This window comes from Methylobacterium sp. A49B (genome assembly GCF_053346215.1).
Genome location: NZ_JBKFBO010000117.1, coordinates 78,029 through 102,738, shown reverse-complemented (window position 1 = coordinate 102,738; position 24,710 = coordinate 78,029). Strand labels below are relative to the sequence as shown.

The window sequence follows — 24,710 nt, the reverse complement described above, 5'->3', positions numbered from 1 at the left end:
GTCCGTCGCGCGCGCCCGTTCGGATACGCTCTGAGGGGCCGCCGCGATGCATCTGGTGCGCATCGATTCCGTTTCCCTCGACGAGGGTGAGGCAGCTGTGGATCTCGGGCAGGAGCCCGGCGATCTCGTCGTCGTGTCCTTCACCGACACCGACCTGTCCGGGATCGTCCAGGCCCACGCGGCCGAGCCAGGGCTTCCGAGCCTGCGGCTGGCCAAGCTCGCCAAGCTTCGTCACCCGCTCTCGGTCGACCTCTACGTGGATCGGGTGGTGACGCGGGCGAAGGTCGTGGTGATCCGCTGCCTCGGCGGCCTGGATTACTGGCGCTACGGGATCGAGCGCTGCGCCGAGGCCGCCCGTGCACACGGTGTCGTGCTGGCGGTGCTGCCCGGCGACGACCGCCCCGACCCGCGGCTCGCCCCCTTCTCGACCGACCCGGACTTCGCCGACCGCCTCGATGGCTACTTCCGCGCCGGGGGCATCGACAATCTGCGGCGGATGCTGCGGATGCTGGCCGCTCGAACCGGTTCCGGCCACGCGGTCGAGCCACCGCAGCCGCTGCCGCGCGGGTTTGCCTGGTGTGCGGGCTGCGGCGTCCTGCCCGTCGACGTCGCTCTCGCCGCGGCCGGTTCGGCGGTTCCGCTCGCAGCGTCGTCGGCCGCGCCGATGGCCCTGCTGCTGGTCTACCGCTCCGCCGTGCTCGGCGGCGACACCGCACCCTTCGTCGCGCTCACGGCCGCGCTGCGCGCCCGCGGGATCGGCGTCCTGGCGATGGCGGTGTCGAGCCTGAAGGAACCGGAGGCCGCCGCCGCGGTGGCCGACGCCGTCCGGAGGCGCCGGCCCGATCTGGTGATCGCCGCCACGGCGTTCTCGGCCCGCGAGGACGGCATCGACTTCGTCCTCGACGGGGCCGATTGCCCGGTGCTGCAGGCCTTCACCGTGGGGTCTCCGCAAGCGGCCTGGGCGTCGTCGGCCCGGGGCCTCGGCGCGGCTGATCTCGCCATGCAGGTGGCCCTACCCGAGTTCGACGGTCGTCTCTCCGGCTTCCCGATCTCCTTCAAGGAGGAGGCTCCGGAAATCGCTGGCTTCGCCGAGCGCCGGGCCGTCCCCTACGCCCCCGGAATCGGAGCGCTGGCGGACCGGGCCGCCGGCTGGCTGCGCCTCGCCGCCCGGCCCCCGGCCGCGCGCCGTGTCGCAATGGTCCTGTCCGATTATCCGGCCCGCGGCGGCCGGGCCGGGTTCGCGGTGGGCCTCGACACGCCCGAGAGCGCCCGCGCGATCGCCGCCGACCTCGCGGAGGCCGGATACGCGGCGGGCGCCCTGCCGGATGCAGTCGCGCTGATGGAGTCCCTGACCCAAGGGCCGGCGGCGTTCGGCGTACCGCTGGCGGTCTATGCTGCCTGGCTCGGCAGCCTTCCCATAACGAGTCGCGCCGCCCTCGTGGAGGCGTGGGGCGAACCGGAGGACGACGCCACCTGCGTGGACGGTGCGTTCCGCTTCCGGATGGTGGAAGGTTCGCGGGCGGTGATCGACGGGGACAGGGCTTCACCCGACATGGTTGACACAGCCGGTCGCAGAACTCTCGCCGTCTTCCTCCAGCCGGATCGCGGTCGCGACGCGGACCGGAAGGCTGGCTACCACGATCCGGAGCGCCTCCCGACCCACGCCTATCTGGCGTTCCATCTCGGCCTGCGGCAGCACTTCGACGTGCTGGTGCAGCTCGGGACCCACGGCACCACGGAGTGGCTGCCCGGCAAGGCGGTGGCGCTGTCCCCCGATTGCCTGCCGGCTGTGTGCGTCGGCGGCCTGCCGGTGATCTACCCGTTCGTCGTCGATGACCCGGGCGAGGCCGCTCCGCTGAAGCGCCGCCTCGGCGGCGTGGCGCTCGGCCACCTGACGCCGCAGACGACCGCGCATGACCTCCCCCCGGAGGCAGCCCGCCTGCGCGAACTGGTGGAGGAGTATGCCGCCGCCAGCGTCCTCGACCCGCGCCGCGCGGAGATCATCGCCCGCGCCATTCTGGAGGAGGCCGAGGCGGCCGGTCTGCTCGACGGGGCCGCGATCGATGCCGACACGCCGATGGACGAGGCATTGACGCGCCTCGACGCCCACCTGTGTGACCTCGGCGAGACGACGTTCCGCGATGGCCTGCACGTTTTCGGCCGTTCGCCCGACGATGACGACGGACCGGTAGTGGCGAGCGCGGCCGGCGAGCGCGCCGGCCTCCTGGCAGCCCTCGGCGGCCGGTTCGTGCAGCCCGGACCCTCGGGCTCTCCGTCGCGAGGCCGGGCCGACGTGCTGCCCACCGGGCGGAACCTCACGACCCTGGATCCGCGCGCGATCCCGAGCCGCGCCGCCGCGCTGCTCGGCGCCCGGGCCGCGGACGCCGTCGTCACCCGCTATCTTCAAGATGAGGGCGGCTACCCGGCGCGGATCGTCATGGATCTCTGGGCCTCCCCGACCCTGCGCACCGGCGGGGAGGACGTGGCGCACGCCCTGGCGCTCATGGGCGTCCGGCCGGTCTGGGACCATGCCAGCACCCGCGTCACCGGCTTCGAGGTGCTGCCGCTGGCCATGCTCGACCGCCCGCGGATCGACGTGACGGTGCGGATCTCCGGCGCGTTCCGCGACACCTTCCCGGACACGCTGGCGCTGATTGATCGCGCCGCCCGAGCGGTGGCCGGACGCGACGAGCCGGACGATGAGAACCCCCTCGCGGCGGCCCGACGCCGCGGCGAGGCGGCGACACGGGTCTTCGGCGCGGCGCCCGGTCGGTACGGGGCCGGAACCGCCGCCACCGCGCTGGACGGGACCTGGGATGCCCGCGCCGATCTCGGCCGAGCCTACCTCGCGGCGAGCACCCACGCCTACGGTGACCAAGAGGCCGCCGACGCGGATTTCGCGGCCCGCGTGGCGGCCGCCGACGCCTATCTGCACGCCTTCGACGTCGCCGAGCGCGACCTGTTCGACGGGGACGCCGCCGTGGACGCGATGGGCGGCTTCGCGGCCGCCGCCGCCCTGGCCGGCGGGACGCCCGCCCTCTACAGCCTCGACGTCTCCGTGCCGGAGCGGCCGAAGGCGCGAACCGCACGGGAGGATGTGGCGCGCCTGATCGGCGGACGGCTCGCCGACCCGCGCTGGATCGCCGCGCAGTTGCGTCACGGGTACCGGGGAGCGCAGGAGCTGGCCCAGGGGCTCGACGCCGTCTTCGTCCTCGCCGCCGCGAGCGATGCCGTCACGGACGCCGCTTTCGACCGGCTTTACGCCGCCTGGATCGCCGACGCCGAGGTGTTCGAGCGCCTCCGGGCCGCCAACCCGGCCGCCACCCGCGCGATCCTCGAGCGGTTCGACGAGGCCCGGGACCGCGGCCTCTGGCACAGCCGGCGCAACGCCCTCCCGGCGGACGCGCTGCTGCGGGAGGCGGCCGAGTGAGCGCACGCCACCATCGCCGTATGCTGCCGGAGGCACCGGCCCGGCGGGGCTGGTGCCCGGGGCTGGCGCGCCCCATGCCCACGGGCGACGGGCTCCTCGCGCGGGTGCATCCGCCGCTCGGGATCCTCACCCTCGATCAGGCCCGCGCCGTGGCTGAGGGCGCGCGCCGCTTCGGCAATGGGCATCTTGACCTGACCGCCCGGGCCAACATCCAGATCCGCGGCGTCACCGAGGCGACACGTGCGCCCTTGGCTGACCTGCTCGGAGACGTGGGCCTCGGCGACGTGCGCGCCGACGGCGGCCCTCAGCGCCTGACGCTCACAAGCCCGCTCGCGGGCCGCGATCCGGACGAATTGGTCGACGTCCAGCGCTTGGCCCGCGCCATCGAGGCTGCGGGGCTCGACATCCCCGGACTGCCGGCCAAGACCCTCGTCGTCGTCACGGGCCGCCGCGACACGGCGCTGCCGGAGGCGGATTGCTCGGTGATCGCGCGCGGTCCGGGCATCGTGGCGATCGCGATCGAGTCCGGACAGGGGCTTCGCGACATCGCGACCTGCGGCGAAGGCGGAGCGCCCCGCTTGGTCGCAACGCTGCTCGCCGCCCTCGCGCGATCCGGCCGGCGTCGAATGCGCGACCTGTCGGACGACGAGAGGACGGCGCTGGCCAAGACGCTCGACGTCAAGGTGCTGGCGCAGGATCCCGCTCGTTGTCGGGAAACGGAGCCCGGCGGCATCTCGCGGAGCGGGGTGCCGTTCGCGCCAACGCCCGGCCGTCACGAGGGCAACGCCAGTCAAATCCTTGTCATCGACGCGCCTTTCGGCCGCTGTACCGCGGACGCCTTCGACCGGATCGTGGTCGCCGCCGTCGCGATCGGCGCGAGCGAGATTCGCCTTTCACCGACGCGCGGCTTCGTGCTGTCGGCCGCGGCGGATGTTCCTGCCCCATCGGTTCTGGAGGGGCTCGCCGACGCCTTCATCACCGCGCCCGACGATCCCCGCAATCGCATCGACGCCTGCACCGGCGCGCCGGGCTGCGCCTCCGGATCGACCCCGACCCTCGCGGACGCGGGTCGCCTCGCGGGGGCGCTGGATCGCGACGTCTCCGCGCACGTCTCCGGCTGCGCCAAGGGCTGCGCCCGGCCGGGCCCGGCGGACCTGACGCTTGTCGGCCGCGTCGGCTTCTACGGAATCATCATCGGCGGCGCGCCCGGCGATGAGCCGGCATGGGATCTCCCTATCGAGGCCGTGCTGGAGCGGTTAGGAAGGGCCAAGACTGTCGGGCTGGCCGCCGCTTTCGCGCCGGATACGGCCGCGACGGAGTTCGGGAGGACCAGGAGACCGGCATGAGCGCGAGCCAGAACGCCCTGCGCCAGACAGGATCGGAGCCGGCCGCGGCCCACGAGACCCAGTCCCGCTACGAGTATGTCCGCGACGGCGGCGCGATCTACGCGCGCTCCTTCGCGATGATCCGGGCCGAGTCCGATCTGGCGCGGTGGTCCGGCGCGGCCGAGCGCGTCGTGGTCCGGATGATCCACGCCTGCGGCATGACCGACCTCCCGGCCGACGTGGAGATGTCGCCCGGCTTCGCCGAGGCCGGCGTCGCGGCGCTCGAGGCCGGCGCCCCGATCCTGTGCGATGTCCGCATGGTGGCCGACGGGGTCACCCGGGCGCGCCTGCCGGCCGACAACCGCGTGATCTGCACCCTGGGCGATCCGCGCGTTCCCGATCTGGCGAAGAGCCTCGGCACCACCCGGTCCGCCGCCGCGATGGAGCTGTGGCGCGAGCACATGCCGGGCAGCGTCGTGGCGGTGGGCAATGCGCCGACCGCCCTGTTCCGCCTGCTGGAGCTGCTCGACGAAGGGCTGGCGCCCCCCGCCGCCGTGATCGGCATCCCGGTCGGCTTCGTCGGCGCCGCGGAATCCAAAGAGGCGCTGGCCCGGGACGGGCGCGTGCCCTTCGTCGTGGTCCACGGCCGCCGCGGCGGCAGCGCCATGACGGCCGCGGCCGTGAACGCTCTGGCCAGCGAGGTCGAGTGATGGACGGGTTCGAACGGCTGGATTCCCCCGCCGAAGAAATTCTAGTCGCGGCCGTCACCGGCACGCTCTACGGCGTCGGGATGGGCCCGGGGGATCCGGAGCTGCTGACCGTGAAGGCGCAGCGCATCCTGCAGTGCGCGCCGGTGCTGGTGCATTTCTGCAAGCGCGGCCGGCGCGGGAACGCCCGCACCATCGCCGACGCGATCCTGCGCGACCCCGCCCGCGAGATGGCGCTGGCCTATCCCTACACCACCGAGATCCATCCCGAGCATCCCGACTACGTCGCGGCGCTCGCGGGCTTCTACGACGATGCGGCGGGGCAGCTCGCCGACCATCTCGGCGCCGGACGCGACGTGGCGATCCTGTCGGAGGGCGATCCGTTCTTCTACGGCTCGTTCATGCACCTGTGGCGGCGCCTGAAGGACCGCTTCCCGGTCGAGGTGGTGCCGGGCGTGACCGGCATGTCCGGCTGCTGGACCCGGGCCGGCACGCCGATCACCTGGGGGGACGACGTCCTCACCGTCCTGCCCGCGACCCTGCCGCTCGCCGCCTTGACGGAGCGCCTGCGGGTCACGGATGCCGCGGTGGTGATGAAGCTCGGCCGCCACCTGCCGAAGGTGCGCGCAGCGCTCGCCGCTGCGGGCGTCCTGGAGCGAGCGATCTACGTTGAGCGCGGCACGATGGCGGGCGAGCGCGTCGTGATGCTGGCCGATAAGGCGGACGACGACGCGCCGTACTTTTCCATGGTCCTGTTGCCGGGGGAGGGGCGGCGGCCTTGAGTGGCAGCCTCGCCGTCATCGGCCTCGGTCCGGGCGACGCCGGCCTGCTGACCGAGTCGGCGCGCCGCGCGCTCGATGCGGCAGAGGATGTCGTCGGCTATTTTCCCTACGTCGCCCGGGTACCGGAGCGTCCGGGCCTGACCCGGCACGCCAGTGACAACCGGGTGGAAGTGGACCGCGCCCGGCACGCCCTGCAGCTTGCCGCCTCCGGGCGCCGGGTGGCGGTGGTCTCGGGGGGCGACCCCGGGGTGTTCGCCATGGCGGCGGCCTTGTTCGAGGCGGTGGAACACGGCGAGCCGGGCTGGCGCGACCTCGCCATCACGGTGGAGCCGGGCATCACCGCGATGCTGGCGGCGGCGGCGCGGCTCGGGGCACCGCTCGGCGGCGATTTCTGCGCGCTGTCGCTGTCGGACAACCTGAAGCCCTGGCCGGTGGTGACCGCCCGCCTGGAGGCGGTGCTGCGCGCCGATCTGGTGATCGCGCTCTACAATCCGATCTCGACCGCCCGGCCCTGGCAGCTGGGCGCCGCCCTGGAGATCGCCGCAGGGATCCGCGCGCCGGACACACCGGTGATGTTCGCCCGCGCGATCAGCCGGCCCGACGAAGCGATCCGCGTCACGACCCTCGCGGAGGCGCGCGCAGTGCCGGCCGACATGGCCACGATGGTGATCCTCGGCGCCTCGACGACGCGGTTGATTCCCCGAACCGGCCGACTGCCTTTCGTCTACACCTCGCGCCGGGTCGAGGGCGCGGCGTGATCGTCGGCATCGAGCCAGCGAAGCGCGGCCGCGCTGTCGACGACGCTCGGAACGTCGGGTTTGTCCGGCCGCCGCACCATGACGACGGGGATCCCGAGGGCGCGCGCCGCCGCGATCTTGCCGTAGGTCGCCGCGCCGCCGGAATTCTTGCTCACCAGGATCTCGGTGCCGGCCTCGCGCATCAGCGCGGCCTCGGCCTCCGCGTCGAAGGGTCCCCGCGCCGCGATGGTGGTGAGATGCGGCACGCGCAGCACGTCCCGGAGCGGTTCGACCGCCCGCGCGAGATAGGCGTGCTGCGGCGCGGCCGCGAAGGCGGCGGCTTCCTGGCGGCCGATCGTCAGGAACACCCGGCGCGGCCGCGAACCGAGGGCGGCGACGGCCGCCTCCACGCTGCCGGCCGCGATCCAGCGATCGCCGGGCACCGGGCTCCAGGCCGGACGGCGGATCGCGAGGAGCGGCACCCCCGCCCGTGCTGCCGCGCGCGCGGCATTGGCCGACATGGCGGCGGCGAAGGGATGGGTCGCGTCGATCAGGCAACCGATCGCCTCGTCGTGCAGGTACCGCGCGAGACCGTCGGCGCCGCCGAAGCCGCCCACCCGCGTCGGTACGGGCTCTGCCTTCGGCGCGGCGGTGCGCCCGGCCAGCGACAGCATCACGGACAGGTCGCCACGCCCCGCCAGCGCCCGCACCAGGGCGCTCGCCTCGCCGGTCCCGCCGAGGATCAGGATTCGCTTGTCGCGCCGCATCATGGGCGCTTTGTCCATGAGCGCTGAGCCCCTGTCGAGCGCCGGTTCGCGTACCCCGTGGCTGTCGATCGTCGGTATCGGCGAGGACGGTCGGGCCGGACTGAGCCGAGCCGCGACGGCCGCGCTCGATGCCGCCCGCGTGGTCTATGGCGGCCGGCGCCATCTGGCCCTCGCAGGCCCGCTCGCGGCGGAGACGCGGACCTGGCCGAGCCCGATCCACGAGGCCTATCCGGAGATCCTCGCCGGAAGGGGCGAGCCCACATGCATCCTGGCGACCGGCGATCCGTTTCACTACGGGATCGGCGCCGAGATCGCCCGGTTCGTGCCACCGGCTGAGTTTCGCGCCTTCCCGCAACCCTCGGCCTTCACCCTCGCCTGCGCGCGCCTCGGCTGGCCGCTGGCGGAGTGCGGTCTCGTCACCCTGCACGGCCGGGCGCTGACCCGGATCGTGCCGCACCTGCAGCCGGGCGCCCGGCTGCTGGTCCTGTCCTGGGACGGCGCAACCCCGGCGGCGCTCGCGGGGCTGCTCCGCGAGCGGGGCTTCGGCGCCTCGACCCTGACGGTCCTCGAAGCCATGGGCGGCCCCCGCGAACAGGTCCGCGCGGCGCGCGCGGAAGACTTCAACCTCGGAGCCATCGACGCCCTCAACACGGTCGCGGTCGCCGTGTCGGGTGACGGCCCTGCCCTCCCCCTCGCGCCGGGCCTCGACGATGACCTGTTCGAGAATGACGGGCAGCTCACCAAGGCCGAGATCCGCGCCCTCACCCTGGCGGCCCTGCGTCCGCATCCGGGACTGCATCTCTGGGACATCGGGGCCGGCGCCGGCTCGATCGGCATCGAGTGGATGCTGCGCCATCCGAGCCTGCGCACCACGGCGATCGAGGCGCGGCCCGACCGCGCCGAGCGCGTCCGGCGCAACGCCGGGACGCTGGGCGTCCCGGACCTGTCCGTGGTGGTCGGCGCGGCACCCGACGCCCTCGCGGGCCTTGAGATTCCCGACGCGGTGTTCATCGGCGGCGGCGTCTCGGAGCCCGGCCTGCTGCCGGCGGCTCTGGGCGCCCTCCGGTCCGGCGGACGGTGCGTCGCCAACGCGGTCACCCTCCAGGGCGAGGCCGCGTTGCTGGCCGCCTTCGCGGCGCAGGGCGGCACCCTGCGGCGCTTCGCGGTCGACCGGGCGTGTCCGGTCGGCGGCCTGCACGGTTGGCGGCCCGCCATGCCGGTGACGCAGTGGGCCTGGACGAAGCCATGACGGGCGCCGTGGTCGCCGGCATCGGGTTTCGCCGCAGCACCGGTGCCGATGAGATCGTGGCGCTCATCGTCCGCGCCCTCGGCCTCGTCGGAGCCGATGAATCCGACCTCGCCGTCGTCGCCACCGCGGCCGACCGGGCCGTCGAGCCGGCGATCCGCGACGCTGCGGCCTCCTTCGGCCTGTCACCCTGCCCCGTCGCCGCAGAGGCGCTGGAGGCCCGAGACGGGCAGGTCGTGACCCGCTCAGCGCGAATCGAGGGTCTGCGCGGCGTCGGCTCCCTGGCGGAGGCGGCGGCGCTGGCCGCTGCCGGGCCGGAAAGCCGTCTCGCCCTGCCCCGCATCGCGAGTTCCGGCGCGACCTGCGCGCTCGCTGTCCGTCCGACACCGAACCTCGAGCCATGACCGTCCACTTCATCGGCGCCGGCCCCGGCGCGGCCGACCTCATCACCGTGCGCGGGCGCGACCGCATCGCGGGCTGCCCGGTCTGCCTCTACGCGGGATCCCTGGTCGCCCCCGAGATCCTCGGCTGGTGCCCGCCGGGGGCGCGGATCGTCGACACGGCGCCCCTCGACCTCGACGCGATCATGGCGGAGATCGCGGCTGCCCACGCCAACGGGGAGGACGTGGCGCGGCTGCATTCCGGCGACCTGTCGATCTGGAGCGCCCTGGCCGAGCAGATGCGCCGGCTCGACGCCCTCGGCATCCCCTACACGGTCACACCCGGCGTCCCGGCCTTCGCGGCCGCCGCCGCCCTGTTGCGGCGCGAACTGACCGTGCCGGGCGTCGCGCAATCCGTCGTCCTGACGCGCACCTCCGGTCGGGCGAGCGCCATGCCGGAGCGCGAGACCCTGGCGGCCTTCGCGGCCACCGGCGCGACGCTGGCGATCCATCTCTCGATCCACGTGGTCGAGACCGTCGCGGCCACGCTGATCCCCTTCTACGGCCCGTCCTGCCCGGCGGCGGCGGTGTTCCGCGCCTCCTGGCCGGACGAGCGCGTGCTGACGGGCGAACTCGCCGCCCTGCCCGGGCTGGTTGCGGAGGCGGGTCTGGAGCGCACCGCGCTGATCCTCGTCGGGCCGGCGCTGGGGGCCGAAACTTTCCGGGAGAGCGCGCTCTACGCCGCCGATTACGACCGGCGCTACCGTCCGGGCGGCGCCGTCGGGGGCGGCGCGTGAGCGCCCGCGGGATCCTCGTCGCGGCGCCGCGGTCGAGCTCCGGCAAGACCACGGTGGCGCTGGCGCTGATGCGCGCCCTCGCCCGCCGGGGGCTGCGCGTGCGCGGCGCCAAATGCGGGCCGGACTACATCGATCCGGCCTTCCACCACGCGGCGACCGGGCTGCCGAGCTTCAACCTCGACAGCTTCGCCATGGCGACGCCGCTCCTCGATGCCCTCGCCGGCGCGACGACCGCGGAGGCCGACATCGTCGTCGCCGAGGGATCCATGGGCCTGTTCGACGGCGTGCGGGCGGCCGAGAGCCGCACCGGCGCCAACGCCGACATCGCGGCCCGCTACGGCTGGCCCGTCGTGCTGGTCGTGGACGTCTCCGGCGCGGCGCAGTCGGCCGCCGCGGTCGCCCTCGGGTGCAGGCTCTACGACCCGCGGGTGACGATCGCCGGGGTCATCCTCAACAAGGTGGCGAGCGCGCGCCATCGCCGCCTCGTCGAGGCCGGCATGGAGCGCGCGGGCATGCCGGTCCTCGGTGCCCTGATGCGCGACGCGCAGCTCGTCCTGCCCGAGCGTCACCTCGGTCTCGTCCAGGCCGGCGAGACGAGCGATCTGGAAGCGCGGCTCGACCGCTTGGCCGATCTCGCGGCGGCGGGAATCGATCTCGACGCCGTGACCGCCTGCGCGGGCGGCTCCGTGCCGGCCTCCACGGGATCGCTGCCGCCGCCGCCGGGACAACGCATCGCCGTGGCGCGCGATGCAGCCTTCAGCTTCCTCTACCCGCATCAAGCGGCTGGCTGGCGAGAGGCCGGCGCCGACCTCATCCCGTTCTCGCCGCTGGCCGACGAAGCGCCGCCCCAGGAATGCGACGTCTGCTGGTTGCCCGGCGGATATCCGGAGCTGCACGCAGGCCGGCTCGCGGGGGCGTCACGGTTCCTCGACGGACTGCGCAGCTTCGCGCGAACGCGCCCGATTCACGGCGAGTGCGGCGGCTACATGGTGCTCGGCCGGACGCTGGAGGATGCCGAGGGCACGGCTCACCTCATGGCGGGCTTGCTCCCGGTGGAGACGTCGTATCGACGCCGCAAGCTCCATCTTGGGTACCGCGTGGCGCGACTCTGCGGCGACGGTCTCCTCGGCCTGCGCGGCGCACGCCTCGTCGGACACGAATTCCACTACGCGAGTGAGCTGTCGGCCGCTCCGTCCGAGGCGGAGGCCCTCGCCCGGGTGACGGACGCGGAAGGCACCGATCTCGGTTTCGCGGGCCACCGTGTCGGTACGGTCTCGGGGAGCTTCTTCCACCTCATCGCCGCGGATGGGCCACCCTGACGACAGGATAGGTTCGTGCGAATGACCGGAAATGCCCGTCGTCGCACGCGCGACGTCCGGTCAGCCCCCAATCATCGAGATCGACGTGTGTCTGCGGCTCGGGAAGAAGTAATCCCGGAATCGGGCCGCCGACTGTGAGCCTGCTCCCGATGTGTTCTCCCGCAGCTCGCGACGAGGCGCTTCGTTTGAAATACCGCCGGGAGCAGCGATCGCCGTCAGGCCGGATCGACGGGTAATGCGCCGCGGACCTGCGCGAGGCGTGCGGCACTGCGGACCAGGGCTAGCACGTCCCGCCGCATTTGTTCGTCCTCGATCTGCGCGTACGCGCGCAGCAACTCGATAGCTCCGTGGGCGCTCAGGAAGCCGAACACGTCTTCCTGGGTCTTCTCGCGCGTCTCGCTCTCCTCGAAGAACGCCGATACCGGCACTTCGAGCAGGCGGGCGATCTCGCGCAGGCGCCCGGCTCCGACCCGGTTCTGGCCCTTCTCGTATTTTTGAACCTGCTGGAAGGTCACGCCGACCGCGTTGCCCAGCGCGGTCTGGCTCATGCCCCGCGCCTTCCGCAGCGCTGTGATACGGATCCCGACCAAACGATCAACGTCGGTGGTCTGCTTCGGCATCGTCTGACCGATCGGGTCCTTCACGGAAGATTGGACTGCGTCCTGCTGCGAACGCGATGTTTTCGCCTCGCCGTCGCGCTGCTTCACCGTCCGCCCCTACGTCCTATGCCGTACAAGTGTATCGCACGACCCAAGAGCTGGCAGCCCGCTTTCGGGCCACCTCAAGCCGTCCGACAGTAGGACACCAAGTTGTCAAGCTTCGCAAGTCAATGATTACACCTTCTAGTTTAAGCGCACACAACTTTGCAACATTGTTGCTGAAATGTCGATGTAAGAAGTCTGCGCGGATTCTTCGACTGCGCCGTGTCGCCGCGCCGTGGTCGCCTTCGCGCCAACCGGCTTGTAGGGTCGTCGCTTCGAAGGAGATGTGCATGTTCATCGCGATGAATCGGTTCAAGGTCGTCAAGGACGCGACTGCGGACTTTGAGGCCGTGTGGCTCGGCCGTGACAGCCATCTTGGCGAGATGGAGGGCTTCGTCGAGTTCCACCTCCTCCGCGGGCCCGAGCACGAGGATCACGTCCTGTACGCGTCGCACACGATCTGGCGGACACGGGCCGACTTCGAAGCCTGGACCCGGTCCGAACAGTTCCGGAAGGCGCATGGCCGCGTTCCCACGACCAAGCCGCTCTACCTGGGCCATCCGCAGTTCGAGGGCTTCGAGGCGATCCAGACCGTCGGGGGCGCCAGCGACGCGCAGCGGCGGGCGGAGGCGGTCTGAGTCTCGCTCTCGTGCCGGAGGGACCGATCGGCCCCGTCCGGCGCGAGGCGTCATCGGCGGGCCGACGCGCACCGGTTGTAGATCTTCAGAAGCATCGCGCCTGAATTGCTATGGGCCAGATATACCACGCTCAGCCTGCCTAAGATCCTCGAGGCTGCGCGTCGAGGATCCACTCAGCAACAATCGCCTTATTGCGGGATTCCGTCGACCGTACTAGCTGACACCGTTCTTGAGCCGACCAGACAGCGATTCTTCGAGGCCCGCCGCTTGCTCCGTCGCTTGCATCGGCCGGCCCTGAAACCTTTCCTGTTTCAGACTGGTACATAGTCCGATCAGAACGGGACTTGGCGCGCCAGATGTTTCACGAACGGCTCCCGGAAACGTTCCAGGTTCTCCCGAGCGCGGCCGAACGCCGCCGCGACGTGTGGTCGGCCCTGATGCCGCGCCGCGGCCAGGCAGTCGCTCGGATCGCCCTCTCCGCGGCGCTGGCAGCCGCCGACATCGCGACGATCGTGGCGATCACCCTGACTCTGGAGCTGAGCTATCATTGCGTCTGGGAGGATGGCTCGGCCTGGGCCAACGGGCTGCGCGGCCTGCGGCTCTCGGCGCTGCTGAGCCTCGTCATCGTCGCCACGAACGCGTTGCGTGCGGAGTACAACCTCGACAACGCGATGACGCAGAAGAGCAATCCGCAGCGGACGATCTCGCTGTGGTTCCTGGCCTGGGCGGTCGTCCTCGTCGTCAGCTTCATGACGAAGACCACGAACGACTACTCCCGCATCGTTTCCTTCGGCATCTTCTGCCTCGGCTTGCCGGCTCTGGTTCTCACGCGGGCCGCCATGGTCCGCCTCGTGCGGCGGAGCCTGAGCGCTGGGTCGACATCGGCGAGCCGGGTGCATCTCGTCGGCTACGAGGAGGATATCGCCCGGTTCTACGCGGGCAACGAGGCCGACCACCTCGGACTCCGGATCGTGGGAACCAGCTACCTGCGCCGCGTCGATCCGGGCGCCGACACGGCCGCTCGGCATGACCAGTTACAAGAGGATCTGGACCTCGCGGTCTCGGTCGTCCGCTTCCTGCGGCCGGACGACGTGTTCGTTCTGGTGCCGTGGACGGACGCCGCCGAGGTCGAGCGTTGCATCGACGCGTTCCTGCGCGTGCCCTCGGCGCTGCATCTGCGGCCCGGCGCCGTCCTCGACCGATTTCCAGATCTGCAGGTTACCCGGGTCGGTGGCGTCTCGGGCATCAACATCGGCAGGCGCCCGCTGAATCTGGGCGAGGTTCTGGTGAAGCGCGCGCTAGACCTGATCGTGGCGACGATCGCCCTGGTGGCGCTTTCGCCGCTGCTCGCGTTGATCGCCGTGGCGATCAAGCTCGACAGCCCGGGGCCGGTTTTCTTCCGTCAGAAGCGCTACGGCTTCAACCAGCAGCCGTTCGGTGTGTTCAAGTTCCGTTCGATGCGCGCGGATGCCGGCGCCGCATTCCGGCAGGCGACACGCAACGACAACCGCATCACCCAGGTCGGCGCCCTCCTCCGGCGGACCAACCTTGACGAGCTGCCACAGCTCATCAACGTCCTGCGGGGGGAGATGTCGCTGGTGGGCCCCCGCCCGCACGCCCTCGCCCACGACCGCAGCTTCGAGCGGCGGATCGCCCTTTACGCGCGCCGCCACAACGTCCGGCCCGGCATCACCGGATGGGCGCAAGTCAATGGCTATCGCGGCGAGACTCAGACCGATTTCGCCATGGAGCGGCGCGTCGCCTGCGACCTTCACTACATCGACAATTGGTCGATCTGGTTCGACATCCAGATCATGATCCAGACCGTGATCTCGCGCCGCGCCTACCGGAACGCGTTCTGAGGCGTCAGGGCACCCGCTTCAGCTCGCGGCAGGTGCCACAATCGCCCTCGACCTCCAGGATGCTGTGGATCGGCGTGAAACCGGCCCGCTCCAGCGTCCGCCCGAGACCGCCCTCGACGTCCTCTGTAGACGCCTCGTCGACGCCACCGCAGGTGCGACAGATGAGAAAGATCACGCCCTCGCCCGGGGCGTGGCCGTGGGCGCAGGGAATGAACGCGTTGCGGCTGGCGATCCGGTGCACCAGACCCTGCTCCATCAGGAAGTCGAGGGCGCGGTAGACGGAGACCGGTGCGACGCGCTTGCCCGGCGCGCTGAGGCGCTCGGCGATGTCGTAGGCGCCCTGGGCTTTGCCGGAGACCGACACGGCCTCCAAAACCTCGCGGCGCAACGGCGTGAACTGCAGCCCGCGCTCCCGGCAGATCGTCTCCGCGCGCGCGAGCATGTCATCGGCGCCCGCGTGGCACGCGTCGTGACCCTCGTGGCGGTGCATGATGTCTCCAACGGACAGATCCGCAGGTTGTCCCGCGGGTTTGTTACAGTGTATCACCGCCGCCCCGGACCGCACCAGTACCAGCTGCCCTGCACGGTCCCCGCGCCGGCACGAACGCGCGATGAGGACGCCTTGCCCCGCAGACAGAGCCCGAGACGAGTGGCCGCGCCCTCCCTGTTCCGCAGCGGGGTCGGGCCGCGCCTAGCCTTGGCGGGGGCGTTCTCGGCCCTCGTCTGGCTGACCATCGCGTGGGCGCTGGCCATATGACCCCGCAGCACGCCCCGATCCGCCTCGTCGGACTGACCCTGGGCTATGACCGCCACCCCGCGGTCCACCACCTCGACGGGACCGTTCAGGCGGGGGACCTGCTGGCGCTGGTAGGCCCGAACGGCGCGGGCAAGTCGACCCTCCTGAAAGGCATGGTGGGCGAGATCCGTTGCCTGGAAGGGCGCGTCGAGCGGGCGGGCGCCATCGCCTACATGCCGCAGGCCGACGAGATCGACCGAAGCTTCCCGCTGAGCGTCCTGGATCTGGCCGGCATGGGGCTCTGGCAGCGCGCGGGCGCGTGGCGCAGCCTGAACCGGCACCGTCTGGCGATTGAGGCTGCCCTCGGGGCGGTCGGCCTCGAAGGCTTCGAGTCGCGGCCGATCGGGACCCTTTCAGGCGGCCAGTTCCGCCGGGCACTCTTCGCGCGTCTGATCCTGCAGGATTGTCCCGTGGTGCTTCTCGACGAGCCCTTCACTGGAATCGACGCCCGCACGGTGGAGGATCTGCTGGCGCTGCTGCGCCACTGGCACGCCGAGGGCCGAACCGTGGTGGCCGCGCTCCATGACCTGTCCCAGGTGCGCGCGCATTTCCCCAGCACCCTGCTCCTCGCCCGCGAGCCGGTGGCCTGGGGTCAGACCGCGCGGGTGCTGACGCCCGAAAATCTCGCCCGTGCGCGCAGCCTTTCGGAGGCCTGGGACGAGGACGCGGCGATCTGCGCCGGGCCGCATGCGAGCGCCGGCCATGCGCACGAACACGCCCCCGAACAGGCCCACGACCACGGTCCGGGTAGCCACCATCACCATGAGGACGCCGCGTGATCGAGCCGCTCGGGTCGCTGGTCTCGCCTTTCGTGGAATTCGGCTTCATGCGCCGGGCGTTGGCCGGCTGCTTGGCCCTGTCGGTGTCGGCGCCCCCGATCGGCGTGTTCCTGATGCTGCGCCGGATGAGCTTGATGAGCGACGCGATGAGCCACGCGATCCTGCCGGGCGCCGCTGCCGGCTTCTTGGTCGCGGGCCTGTCGCTTCCGGCGATGACGCTGGGCGGCCTCGTCGCCGGCCTTGCGGTGGCGCTGCTCGCTGGCGCTGTGACCCGTGCCACGGTGGTGCGCGAGGATGCCAACCTCGCGGCCTTCTACCTGATCTCGCTGGCGGCAGGCGTGTTGCTGGTGTCGCTGCGCGGTTCGCAGATCGACCTCATGCACTTCCTATTCGGCTCGGTCCTGGCCCTGGACGACGACGCCCTGACGCTCCTCGGCGGGATCAGCACCCTGACCCTCGTGGTCCTCGCCCTCATCTTTCGGCCGCTCGTGATGGAATGCGTCGACCCGCTATTCCTGCGCACCGTGAGCCGCGGCGGCGGACCGGTGCATCTCGTCTTCCTCGCCCTGGTGGTGGTCAACCTCGTCGGCGGGTTCCAGGCCCTCGGGACGCTCCTGGCGGTCGGCCTGATGCTGCTCCCGGCGGTGGCGGCTCGGTTCTGGGCTCGCGATCTCGGCGGCCTGATCCCGGTTTCGATGCTGATCGCCGCGATCGCCAGCGTGGCGGGCTTGAGCCTGTCCTACCAGTTTGACCTGCCGAGCGGCCCGGCCATCGTACTGGCGGCCGGAACCCTCTACCTCGCCTCCATGCTGGCGGGCCCACAGGACGGCCTGCTCCGCCGCCTGGGACGACCGCGGCACCTCGAAGCCTGATCAGGGCTGATCTTTCAGCGCCGCCAGCCCCTCACGGTAGGTCGGATAGGTGAGATCCACGCCGAGTTCGTCCCGGATCAGCCGGTTTCGGACGCGCTTGTTCTCGCCGTAGAAGCTTCGCGCCATAGGCGAGAGGTCGGCCGTCTCGAAGTCGATCTCCGGTGGCAGCGGCAAGCCGGTCAGGGCGGCGGCGTGCTCGGTTACGGTCTGCGGCGCCGTCGGCTCGTCGTCGGTGACGTTGTAGATGGCGCCGGCCCGCGGCCGGTCGATCGAGGCCAGCAGGGTAGTGGCGATGTCGTCCACGTGGATGCGGTTGAAGACCTGGCCCGCCTTGATAATCCGCTGGGAGCGGCCTTCGCGCAGCTTCACGATCGGGTTGCGCCCCGGCCCATAGATCCCAGACAGCCGGAACACCTGCACGGCCTTGCCGGCCCGCGCTCCGAGAGCGAGCCATGCCGCCTCGGCGTCCAGCCGGACCTTCGAGCGGGCGCTGCGCGGGATGGCCGGCGTCGCCTCGTCGATCCAGGCGCCGCCCTGGTCGCCGTAGACACCGATCGTCGAGAGGTAACCGATCCAGCCGATCCGGCTCACCGTGATGGCGTCAGAATACCGGGCGAGCACCGGGTCGCCGTCCTCGCCGGGGGGCGCCGAGATGAGCAACACATCGGTGTCGGCGAGGTCTTCGGCGATGCCCGGATCATCCGCTTCCGGGCCGAAGGCGCGCAGAGTGAAGCCCGTCTCGGAGGCGAGCCGCGCCGCGGCGGCGGGATCGGTGACGGTGGCGCGGACGCGCCCGAACCGGTTGCGCGCCCGCTCGGCGAAGCGGCGACCGGTGAAGCCCAGACCGAAGATGAAGACGTTCATGCGGCGGATGTCTCGTCCGCCCACGGTTCCGTCAAGCCGGCGGCGGCGCGCCATTCCGCGCGAACGTGGGGATCGGCCTCGCCCGGCCCGTAGCGGCGGTGCAGGGCGCGGACGACTTCCGGCTCCAGCAGCTGGCCGCAGGCCCAGACCGCCATGCCTCGCACCAGCGCCGAGTCGTCCGCGAGACGCGCGATGGCCGGGTCCGCGAGATCCCGCGCACCGGAATTGCCGACGGCGATCATCACGTTGCGCAGGAACCGGTCCCGCCCCGTCCGTTTCACTGGCGTCCCGGCGAACAGGCTGCGGAAGGCGGCGTCGTCCAGGGCCGCGAGATCCGCAAGAGGGGGCGCATCCAGCTCCACCCGAGCGGCCAGACGCGTCTCGGCGGAGGTGCGGGCGAACTTGTTCCAGGGGCAGACGGCGAGGCAGTCGTCGCAGCCGAAGACGCGATTGCCGATCGCGGGGCGGAACCCGACGGGAATCGGGCCAGCGTATTCGATGGTCAGGTACGAGATGCAGCGCCGCGCATCGAGGTGGTAGGGCGCAGGGAACGCGTCGGTGGGACAAATATCCAGGCACGCGCGGCACGAGCCGCAATGGTCGCGCCCGGACACGTCGGGCTCGAACTCCGCGCTGGTGTAGATCGCCCCGAGGAGTAGCCAATTGCCGTGCGCGCGGGAGATCAGCACCGTATGCTTGCCCTGCCAGCCGAGCCCGGCCGCCTCCGCGAGGGTCTTCTCCATCACTGGAGCGGTGTCACAGAAGACCTTTACGCGCACGTCGCCCTTGGCCGACAGATAGCCGCCAAGCTCCTTGAGCTTCCCCTTCAAAACCTCGTGATAGTCGCGCCGCTGTGCGTACGCGGCGACCGCGCCTCGATCCTTCAGCGCCACGAGCGCCAGCGGATCGTTCTCGGGACGATAGTTCATCGCGACGACCACGATGCTGCGCAGGCCCGGCCAAAGGCCGGTCGGGCGAGCGCGCTGGTCGGCGCGCTCGCTCATCCAGTCCATCGTGCCGTGAGCGCCCTCAGCGAGCCAAGCCGAGAGCCGGCCCGGCAGGTCTGGCAGACGGTCGGGCCGCGTGACGCGCAGGCCGCAGAAGCCGAGATCGCGGGCTCGGGCCTCCAAGAGCCGGCGCAGGTCGGCGCCGTGATAGATCCGTCGCTGTTTCAGAAATCGAGATCCGCGTAGTGAGCAGCCGGAGCCATCCCCGGCACCCGGTCGGCGAGCAGGCCGCGGAACGAGGGTCGCGATTTGATCCGGGCATACCAATTTCGCGCCATCTCGTCCTCGTCCCAGGGGACGTCGCCGAGATAGTCGACGCAGGAGAGATGGGCGGCCGCAGCGAGATCGGCATAGGTCAGGTTGTCGCCGGCGACCCAACGGCGGCGCGCAATCAGGTAGCCGATATACTTGAGATGGTAGCGCACGTTGGTGCGCGCGGCGCGGATCGCGTTCATGTCGGGCGGGCCGCCGCCCTCGCGGGCCGCCATGAAGCGTTTCGAGATCTTCTCGTTGACGAGGTAGCCGGTCACCTCGGAATCGAACTTGACCAGGAACCAGTCGAGCAAGCGCCGCACCTCGACCCGGTCCACCGTCTCGTCGGGCATCATTCGCCGGCCCGAAAGGCCGAGGCCGCGGGTCTCGTCGAGATACTCGGCGATCACGCCCGCGCCCGGGATGACGAGTCCGCTCTGCTCCAGCAGCACGGGCGTCGTCCCCGCCGGGTTGATCAGCAGGAAGTCGTCACGGTGCTCCCAGGGCCGTTCCTCGAACAGCGTCGGCTCCATGCCCATCTCGGCGAGTACGAGACGGATGAACCGGGAATTCGCGCAGAAGGGAAAGTGGTAGAGCGTTGCCATCGAGGCCGTAGGAGCGGTTCGGTCTGACGGCGCGGCCGGTCCGCGCGGTCGATCCAGACGCACGGGACTCCGGCGCGCAGGACTTCGGACCGAGCGTTATTGCCCGACCGTTGCCGAGCCCTTAACACGCGCAGCCGGCTCCGGTAACCGCCCGTCAACCCTGATGGGCGAAGGCACCGGGACAGTATTGGATCGGTACGCGGCGCGCCCGAGACGGGCCGGCGTGCGCCCGGGCGCGAGGCACCACGATGGATCTGACAAGCATCGGGAAGGCGGTCCTGCTCGCCCTGGTCGAGGGCGCGACCGAATTTATCCCGGTCTCGTCCACGGGCCACCAGCTCCTGGTCGGCCACTTCATCGGCTTCCACTCGCCCAACAACACCTTCGAGGTGCTGATCCAGCTCGGGGCGATCCTGGCGATCCTGCTGGTCTATTTCCGCCGCCTGCTCGGCATCGCGACGGCGCTGCCGTCGGACCCCAAGGCGCGCCGGTTCGTGCTCGGCATCTTGGTGGCCTTCCTCCCGGCAGCCATCATCGGGGGCATCTTCTCGAAGATGATCAAGGCGTATCTGTTCAACCCGTGGATCGTGTGCGCGACCCTAGTGGCAGGCGGCCTGGTCCTCCTCGTCATCGATGACACCGACCTCGAAGCGAAGAAGACCGACGTCTACGACTTCTCCCTGCCGATGGACCTGAAGATCGGCATTTTCCAGTGCCTCGCCATGATCCCCGGCGTCTCGCGTTCGGGCGCCACCATCGTCGGCGCGATGCTGATGGGCGCCGACAAGCGCTCGGCCACCGAGTTCTCCTTCTATCTGGCGATGCCGACCATGGCTGGCGCCTTCGCCAAGGATCTGCTCGACAACTACAAATACCTGTCGAGCAACGATGTCGGGCTGATCGTGATCGGCTTCATCGTCTCGTTCATCTCGGCCCTGTTCGTGGTGCGGGTGCTTCTCGACTACGTCTCGCGCCACGGCTTCTGGCTGTTCGCGTGGTGGCGGATCATCGTCGGCGCCCTTGGATTCGCAGGGCTGATCATCTTCGGCTGAGGGCCTAGCCGGCGGCGCGCGATCGCTGCGGCAATTCTCATCAAATATCGGTGACCGGTGCCTTGAGGTTTCCTCAACCATCGGGCGATTGCCTCCGGCGATGCGCCGTGCGAGGCAATCCTTTCAAAGCGGTGCGGGAGACGCCGCGCTCTGGGACGAACCGATGGAAGACAGACCGCTCGCCGATCTCTTCGAGCCCGCCGACCGGGCGCGATGGCTCGGCCTCGTCGAAGGCGTGCTGAAGGGTGCCGACTTCGAGAAGCGGCTTGTGTCCCGGACGGCCGACGGCCTGCGGATCGAGCCGCTCTACGGCTGCGCGGACGCAGTCGCCCAGCCGGTGCGCGCCCCGGGTCCCTGGCGCATCGCCCAGCGGGTCGACCATCCGGATCTCGCCACCGCGAACGCGCAGGCGCTCGCCGACCTTGAAGGCGGTGCCGACGCCCTCATCCTCGCCTTCGCGGGCGCCCCGGGGGCCCGCGGCTACGGCCTGACTGCTACGACCGTTGAGGACCTCGACGCCGCCCTCAAGGGCGTGATGCTGCCGCTGATCGCCCTGCGTCTCGACGCGGGCGGCCGGGGCCTCGAGGCGGCGAGCCTCGTGCGGGCGCTGGCCGATCGCCGCGGCGAGGATCTCTCCACCTACGATCTGGATCTCGGCATCGACCCCGTCGGCGTGCTGGCGGCGACCGGCAGCCTCGGCGCGGTGTGGAGCGAGATCGCCCCGCGGCTCGCCGAGACCGCGGCGGAGCTGGAGGCGTCCGGCTTTCAGGGTCGAGCCTTCCTGGCCGACGGACGGCCGTACCACGAGGCCGGCGCGAGCGAGGCGACCGAGATCGGCGCCGTGCTCGCCACCGCTCTGGCCTATCTCCGCGCCCTCGAGGCCGCCGGCCACGATCTCGCCGGCGCCCGCGACCGCGTCGCCGTGCTGCTGACCGCCGATGCCGACGAGTTCGTGACCGTCGCGAAATTCCGTGCGATGCGGCGTCTCTGGGCCCGGGTGGAGCAGGCCTGCGGCCTGGAGCCGAAGCCCCTCCGCCTCCACGCCGAGACCGCGTGGCGCATGATGACCAAGCGCGATCCGTTCGTGAACATCCTCCGTACCGGCATGGCGGCGGCGGCCGCCGGCATGGGTGGCGCCGACAGCGTCGCGGTCCTCCCCTATACTCAGGCCCTCGGACTGCCCGACGCCTTCGCTCGCCGCGTCGCCCGCAACAGCCAGATCGTGCTGATCGAGGAGGCGCACCTCGCCCGCGTCAGCGATCCGGCGGCGGGCGCCGGCGGGTTCGAGGCGCTCACCGGCGCGATCGCGGAGGCGGCCTGGCAGGCGTTCCAGGCGGTCGAGGCGGAGGGGGGCATCGTTGCCTCGCTCAGCGTCGGCAAGCTGCAGCGGCGGATCGAGATGACCCGGGAGGCTCGGACGAAGGCGGTGGCCAGCCGGCGCGAGGCGCTGACCGGCGCGAGTGAGTTCCCGAACCTCGCCGAGAAGCCCGTCACGGTGCTAAACGTGCCGCGGGTGAGCGCGTCCGGCGGCCCGAATTTCGGCTCCGGGTCGGCGGTCGCCTGCGACGCCCTGCCATCCCAGCGCCTCGCCGAGCCCTACGAGGCCCTGCGCGACGCCTCCGACGCCTACCTCGCCAAGACCGGGAGCCGCCCGGCGGTCTTCCTCGCCAATCTCGGTCCCGTGGCAGCCTTCAACGCGCGGGCGACCTTCGCGGCCAACGCCTTCGCTGCCGGCGGTATCGAGGCTCTGTCGAACGAGGGCTTCGACGACCCTGCCGCCCTGGCGGAGGCCTTCACCGCCTCCGGGGCCACCCTCGCCTGCATCTGCTCCACCGACGCGATCTACGCCGAGCGCGCGGTCGAAGCGGCAGGGGCCTTGACGCAGGCCGGCGCCGGCACGGTCTACCTGGCTGGAAAGCCGGGCGATCTGGCGGAGCCGCTCCAGCAGGCAGGTGTGACCACCTTCCTGCATGTCGGCTGCGACATGCAGGCCCTGCTCAACGCGGCGCTGCGCGCGGCCATGCGCGCGCCCGCCCCTCCGCGCGCCGCCTGACGGTTCGGGCAGACCCGGTCGCTTCAATCCAGCCAACGAATCGGAGCCGCATGACGCGCCTCATCGCTGCAATCCTGTTCCTGGCCGCCGCGGCACCCGCCGCCGCGGCCCCACACCGGGTCGCTGGCCCGGACCGGTTCGACGGCACGTGGAGCGTGGAGATCATCACCGAGTCCGGCACCTGCGACCGGGCCTACCGCTACCCCGTGAAGATCGAGCATGGCCGGGCACGCTTCGTCGGCACCGCCTTCACGGTCGAGGGCGGCGTCACGGGAAGCGGCGCGATCCGGGGCTCGATCTCGAACGGCACCTCCACGGCGGATGTGCGCGGTCGGCTCGGCCGGGACGGTTTCGGCGTGGGGAGTTGGGTATCGTCCGGCCTGCTGCAGTGCCGCGGCCGCTGGAACGCCGAGCGCCGCGGCTGAGACGCCGTGAAACGGTCCGGATCTTGCCCGCAATCGGGCACGCCGATCGCCGCGTCAGCCCCGTTCCCGACGCAATCATGAGGGAATGCTGAACGCGGTTCGGAACCCGACGAGACCGCCCGCATGAAGTCCTTGCTCCTCGCCACGATCGCCGTCCTCGCCCTCGTGCCGTCGGCGCAGGCGCGCCCGCATCGGCATCCGGCCGCCCCTGCGGTGAACGCCGAGGCCGCCGAGAAGGTGCTGGCGCCTCTTCGGCAGGCCGCGACCGAGTGCTTCGCCGACACGGTTCTGTCCAATCCGAAGGCCACCGCCGAGGCGCGCGCCGGTCACTGGTACGAGGCCGTGGGCATCACGGGCTTCCTCTGCCGGCCGGAGGTCGCCGCCATGATCCAGGCGCACGACCGGATCTACGGCGCGAAGACCGGCGAGCGCTACTTCAAAGGCGCCTACGTCAAGCATCTGGACCAGCAGCTCGCCCAGCGGCTCGAGCCGATGCTGACCCACAAGGCCGTCGCCAGCGCGGAGCCGCCGATCGACAAATCGGCCGAGGACGCCGCGCCGGGCAACTGACACGGTCGTACCGCTGCCGGCGATGCCGTACGAACTGCACTACTGGCCGATGATCCAGGGTAGGGGCGAGTTCGTCCGCCTCGCCCTCGAGGAAGCCGGCGCCCCCTATATCGACGTCGCCCGTCAGGACGACGACGCGGGCGGCATCGGTCCGATGCTCGACCGCCTGTCCGATCCGGACAACCCGCGCCCGCCGCTGGCGCCGCCCTTCCTGCGCGACGGCGACGTGGTCATCGGGCAGACCGCCGCGATCCTGCTGTATCTCGGCCCGCGTCTCGGGCTCGTCGGCGAGTCGGAAGCGGACCGGATCTGGACCCACCAGCTCCAACTCACCATCGCCGATGCCGTCAACGAGGCGCACGACACGCACCATCCGGTGGCTGTCGGCCTCTACTACGCGGATCAGAAGGCCGAGGCCCTGCGCCGTGCCGCGGAATTCCGGGCCGAACGCATCCCGAAATTCCTCGGCTACTTCGAGCGGGTCCTGGCGGCCAACGGCGGTGAGCATCTGGTAGGCACCGCCCTTTCCTACGCCGACCTCTCCCTGTTCCAGCTCGTGGCCGGGCTGCTCTACGCCTTCCCGAAGGCCACGGCCGCCGCGTTGACCGACGTGCCGCAGGTTGCACGACTGCACGCGGCCGTGTCGCGGCGTCCGCGGATAGCCGCCTACCTCGCGACCCCGCGGCGGACCCCGTTCAGCGAGGATGGCATCTTCCGCCGCTATCCCGAACTCGACCCCTGAGG

The 24,710-nt window shown here is 71.3% G+C and carries 24 protein-coding genes; 18 read left to right on the top strand and 6 right to left on the bottom strand.

What is annotated here, in order from left to right; genetic code table 11:
• The first annotated feature begins 46 nt into the window (after positions 1–46).
• From cobN to cobJ, 5 genes are all read left to right on the top strand, one after another.
• Positions 47–3,430 carry a cobaltochelatase subunit CobN gene (cobN, locus tag ACLBX9_RS21775; RefSeq protein ID WP_447720395.1) on the top strand — a complete coding sequence of 1,128 codons (3,384 nt, stop codon included), beginning with the start codon at positions 47–49 and terminating at the stop codon, positions 3,428–3,430.
• Positions 3,431–3,504: 74 nt separating this feature from the next.
• Positions 3,505–4,776, top strand: a complete 1,272-nt coding sequence (locus ACLBX9_RS21770; protein ID WP_447720626.1) for a precorrin-3B synthase — start codon at positions 3,505–3,507, stop codon at positions 4,774–4,776.
• 116 nt (positions 4,777–4,892) lie between these two features.
• Positions 4,893–5,465 (top strand): precorrin-8X methylmutase, encoded by a 573-nt coding sequence (locus ACLBX9_RS21765; protein WP_447720625.1) that lies wholly within the window; start codon positions 4,893–4,895, stop codon positions 5,463–5,465.
• Positions 5,465–6,244, top strand: coding sequence for a precorrin-2 C(20)-methyltransferase (locus ACLBX9_RS21760; RefSeq protein WP_010682280.1), 780 nt, complete (start codon positions 5,465–5,467; stop codon positions 6,242–6,244). Before ACLBX9_RS21765 ends, ACLBX9_RS21760 begins: the two co-directional genes overlap by 1 nt.
• On the top strand, positions 6,241–7,002 hold the full coding sequence (gene cobJ / locus ACLBX9_RS21755) for a precorrin-3B C(17)-methyltransferase (protein ID WP_010682281.1): 762 nt from the start codon (positions 6,241–6,243) through the stop codon (positions 7,000–7,002). Before ACLBX9_RS21760 ends, cobJ begins: the two co-directional genes overlap by 4 nt.
• Here the strand turns inward: cobJ and ACLBX9_RS21750 are convergent.
• Positions 6,969–7,766 (bottom strand): cobalt-precorrin-6A reductase, encoded by a 798-nt coding sequence (locus ACLBX9_RS21750; protein ID WP_447720394.1) that lies wholly within the window; start codon positions 7,764–7,766, stop codon positions 6,969–6,971. The genes cobJ and ACLBX9_RS21750 overlap by 34 nt on opposite strands.
• Here ACLBX9_RS21750 and cbiE point away from each other — a divergent pair.
• Genes cbiE through ACLBX9_RS21730 form a run of 4 tightly spaced genes read left to right on the top strand, consistent with a single transcriptional unit; the run spans position 7,765 to position 11,490 of the window.
• Entirely contained in the window at positions 7,765–8,997 is a 1,233-nt protein-coding gene (gene cbiE, locus ACLBX9_RS21745; RefSeq protein WP_447720393.1) for a precorrin-6y C5,15-methyltransferase (decarboxylating) subunit CbiE, read from the top strand. The two genes, ACLBX9_RS21750 and cbiE, sit on opposite strands and share 2 nt — an antisense overlap.
• The gene (locus ACLBX9_RS21740; protein ID WP_010682284.1) at positions 8,994–9,398 is read left to right on the top strand and encodes a cobalamin biosynthesis protein; all 405 of its coding nucleotides are present in this window, start codon (positions 8,994–8,996) and stop codon (positions 9,396–9,398) included. Before cbiE ends, ACLBX9_RS21740 begins: the two co-directional genes overlap by 4 nt.
• On the top strand, positions 9,395–10,171 hold the full coding sequence (gene cobM, locus ACLBX9_RS21735; RefSeq protein WP_447720392.1) for a precorrin-4 C(11)-methyltransferase: 777 nt from the start codon (positions 9,395–9,397) through the stop codon (positions 10,169–10,171). Before ACLBX9_RS21740 ends, cobM begins: the two co-directional genes overlap by 4 nt.
• Complete coding sequence (locus ACLBX9_RS21730; protein ID WP_447720391.1) at positions 10,168–11,490, top strand: cobyrinate a,c-diamide synthase; 1,323 nt, start codon at positions 10,168–10,170, stop codon at positions 11,488–11,490. Before cobM ends, ACLBX9_RS21730 begins: the two co-directional genes overlap by 4 nt.
• A 215-nt stretch (positions 11,491–11,705) precedes the next feature.
• Here the strand turns inward: ACLBX9_RS21730 and ACLBX9_RS21725 are convergent, their stop codons facing one another.
• The gene (locus ACLBX9_RS21725; protein ID WP_039892533.1) at positions 11,706–12,110 is read right to left on the bottom strand and encodes a helix-turn-helix domain-containing protein; all 405 of its coding nucleotides are present in this window, start codon (positions 12,108–12,110) and stop codon (positions 11,706–11,708) included.
• 371 nt (positions 12,111–12,481) lie between these two features.
• Between ACLBX9_RS21725 and ACLBX9_RS21720 the strand changes: the two genes are divergently transcribed.
• Positions 12,482–12,829 (top strand): antibiotic biosynthesis monooxygenase family protein, encoded by a 348-nt coding sequence (locus ACLBX9_RS21720; RefSeq protein ID WP_010682288.1) that lies wholly within the window; start codon positions 12,482–12,484, stop codon positions 12,827–12,829.
• 356 nt (positions 12,830–13,185) lie between these two features.
• On the top strand, positions 13,186–14,691 hold the full coding sequence (locus ACLBX9_RS21715) for an undecaprenyl-phosphate glucose phosphotransferase (protein WP_447720390.1): 1,506 nt from the start codon (positions 13,186–13,188) through the stop codon (positions 14,689–14,691).
• Between the two features lie 4 nt (positions 14,692–14,695).
• On the opposite strand, the gene ACLBX9_RS21710 is transcribed toward ACLBX9_RS21715, so the two are convergent.
• Positions 14,696–15,181 (bottom strand): transcriptional repressor, encoded by a 486-nt coding sequence (locus ACLBX9_RS21710; protein WP_447720389.1) that lies wholly within the window; start codon positions 15,179–15,181, stop codon positions 14,696–14,698.
• Between the two features lie 263 nt (positions 15,182–15,444).
• Here ACLBX9_RS21710 and ACLBX9_RS21705 point away from each other — a divergent pair, with 263 nt between their 5' ends.
• Together ACLBX9_RS21705 and ACLBX9_RS21700 are read left to right on the top strand one after the other, a co-directional pair.
• On the top strand, positions 15,445–16,266 hold the full coding sequence (locus tag ACLBX9_RS21705; protein WP_447720388.1) for a metal ABC transporter ATP-binding protein: 822 nt from the start codon (positions 15,445–15,447) through the stop codon (positions 16,264–16,266).
• Positions 16,267–16,313: 47 nt separating this feature from the next.
• Positions 16,314–17,138, top strand: coding sequence for a metal ABC transporter permease (locus ACLBX9_RS21700; RefSeq protein WP_447720624.1), 825 nt, complete (start codon positions 16,314–16,316; stop codon positions 17,136–17,138).
• On the opposite strand, the gene ACLBX9_RS21695 is transcribed toward ACLBX9_RS21700, so the two are convergent.
• Genes ACLBX9_RS21695 through ACLBX9_RS21685 form a run of 3 tightly spaced genes read right to left on the bottom strand, consistent with a single transcriptional unit; the run spans position 17,139 to position 19,866 of the window.
• Positions 17,139–18,002, bottom strand: a complete 864-nt coding sequence (locus ACLBX9_RS21695) for an SDR family oxidoreductase (RefSeq protein WP_010682293.1) — start codon at positions 18,000–18,002, stop codon at positions 17,139–17,141.
• On the bottom strand, positions 17,999–19,144 hold the full coding sequence (queG, locus tag ACLBX9_RS21690; RefSeq protein ID WP_447720623.1) for a tRNA epoxyqueuosine(34) reductase QueG: 1,146 nt from the start codon (positions 19,142–19,144) through the stop codon (positions 17,999–18,001). The genes ACLBX9_RS21695 and queG overlap by 4 nt, the downstream gene beginning before the upstream one ends.
• Positions 19,145–19,173: 29 nt before the next feature.
• Entirely contained in the window at positions 19,174–19,866 is a 693-nt protein-coding gene (locus ACLBX9_RS21685; RefSeq protein WP_010682295.1) for a glutathione S-transferase family protein, read from the bottom strand.
• A 248-nt stretch (positions 19,867–20,114) separates the two neighbouring features.
• On the opposite strand from ACLBX9_RS21685, the gene ACLBX9_RS21680 reads away from it, so the two are divergent.
• The 5 genes from ACLBX9_RS21680 (at position 20,115) to ACLBX9_RS21660 (ending at position 24,708) form a co-directional block, all read left to right on the top strand.
• Complete coding sequence (locus ACLBX9_RS21680; RefSeq protein WP_447720387.1) at positions 20,115–20,918, top strand: undecaprenyl-diphosphate phosphatase; 804 nt, start codon at positions 20,115–20,117, stop codon at positions 20,916–20,918.
• Between the two features lie 163 nt (positions 20,919–21,081).
• The gene (locus ACLBX9_RS21675) at positions 21,082–22,971 is read left to right on the top strand and encodes a methylmalonyl-CoA mutase family protein (protein WP_447720386.1); all 1,890 of its coding nucleotides are present in this window, start codon (positions 21,082–21,084) and stop codon (positions 22,969–22,971) included.
• A 50-nt stretch (positions 22,972–23,021) separates the two neighbouring features.
• Entirely contained in the window at positions 23,022–23,396 is a 375-nt protein-coding gene (locus ACLBX9_RS21670) for a hypothetical protein (RefSeq protein ID WP_447720385.1), read from the top strand.
• A 123-nt stretch (positions 23,397–23,519) separates the two neighbouring features.
• Positions 23,520–23,966, top strand: coding sequence for a hypothetical protein (locus ACLBX9_RS21665; protein WP_447720384.1), 447 nt, complete (start codon positions 23,520–23,522; stop codon positions 23,964–23,966).
• Positions 23,967–23,988: 22 nt separating this feature from the next.
• Entirely contained in the window at positions 23,989–24,708 is a 720-nt protein-coding gene (locus ACLBX9_RS21660; RefSeq protein WP_447720383.1) for a glutathione S-transferase, read from the top strand.
• Positions 24,709–24,710 lie beyond the last annotated feature (2 nt).

Coding starts and splice junctions, on each gene's coding strand:
- cobN (WP_447720395.1), top strand. CDS start 47: ATGCATCTGGTGCGCATCGATTCCGTTTCCCTCGACGAGGGTGAGGCA.
- ACLBX9_RS21770 (WP_447720626.1), top strand. CDS start 3,505: ATGCCCACGGGCGACGGGCTCCTCGCGCGGGTGCATCCGCCGCTCGGG.
- ACLBX9_RS21765 (WP_447720625.1), top strand. CDS start 4,893: ATGATCCGGGCCGAGTCCGATCTGGCGCGGTGGTCCGGCGCGGCCGAG.
- ACLBX9_RS21760 (WP_010682280.1), top strand. CDS start 5,465: ATGGACGGGTTCGAACGGCTGGATTCCCCCGCCGAAGAAATTCTAGTC.
- cbiE (WP_447720393.1), top strand. CDS start 7,765: ATGAGCGCTGAGCCCCTGTCGAGCGCCGGTTCGCGTACCCCGTGGCTG.
- ACLBX9_RS21750 (WP_447720394.1), bottom strand. CDS start 7,766: ATGGACAAAGCGCCCATGATGCGGCGCGACAAGCGAATCCTGATCCTC.
- ACLBX9_RS21740 (WP_010682284.1), top strand. CDS start 8,994: ATGACGGGCGCCGTGGTCGCCGGCATCGGGTTTCGCCGCAGCACCGGT.
- cobM (WP_447720392.1), top strand. CDS start 9,395: ATGACCGTCCACTTCATCGGCGCCGGCCCCGGCGCGGCCGACCTCATC.
- ACLBX9_RS21725 (WP_039892533.1), bottom strand. CDS start 12,110: ATGCCGAAGCAGACCACCGACGTTGATCGTTTGGTCGGGATCCGTATC.
- ACLBX9_RS21720 (WP_010682288.1), top strand. CDS start 12,482: ATGTTCATCGCGATGAATCGGTTCAAGGTCGTCAAGGACGCGACTGCG.
- ACLBX9_RS21715 (WP_447720390.1), top strand. CDS start 13,186: ATGTTTCACGAACGGCTCCCGGAAACGTTCCAGGTTCTCCCGAGCGCG.
- ACLBX9_RS21710 (WP_447720389.1), bottom strand. CDS start 15,181: ATGCACCGCCACGAGGGTCACGACGCGTGCCACGCGGGCGCCGATGAC.
- ACLBX9_RS21705 (WP_447720388.1), top strand. CDS start 15,445: ATGACCCCGCAGCACGCCCCGATCCGCCTCGTCGGACTGACCCTGGGC.
- ACLBX9_RS21700 (WP_447720624.1), top strand. CDS start 16,314: ATGCGCCGGGCGTTGGCCGGCTGCTTGGCCCTGTCGGTGTCGGCGCCC.
- ACLBX9_RS21695 (WP_010682293.1), bottom strand. CDS start 18,002: ATGAACGTCTTCATCTTCGGTCTGGGCTTCACCGGTCGCCGCTTCGCC.
- ACLBX9_RS21685 (WP_010682295.1), bottom strand. CDS start 19,866: ATGGCAACGCTCTACCACTTTCCCTTCTGCGCGAATTCCCGGTTCATC.
- ACLBX9_RS21680 (WP_447720387.1), top strand. CDS start 20,115: ATGGATCTGACAAGCATCGGGAAGGCGGTCCTGCTCGCCCTGGTCGAG.
- ACLBX9_RS21675 (WP_447720386.1), top strand. CDS start 21,082: ATGGAAGACAGACCGCTCGCCGATCTCTTCGAGCCCGCCGACCGGGCG.
- ACLBX9_RS21670 (WP_447720385.1), top strand. CDS start 23,022: ATGACGCGCCTCATCGCTGCAATCCTGTTCCTGGCCGCCGCGGCACCC.
- ACLBX9_RS21665 (WP_447720384.1), top strand. CDS start 23,520: ATGAAGTCCTTGCTCCTCGCCACGATCGCCGTCCTCGCCCTCGTGCCG.
- ACLBX9_RS21660 (WP_447720383.1), top strand. CDS start 23,989: ATGCCGTACGAACTGCACTACTGGCCGATGATCCAGGGTAGGGGCGAG.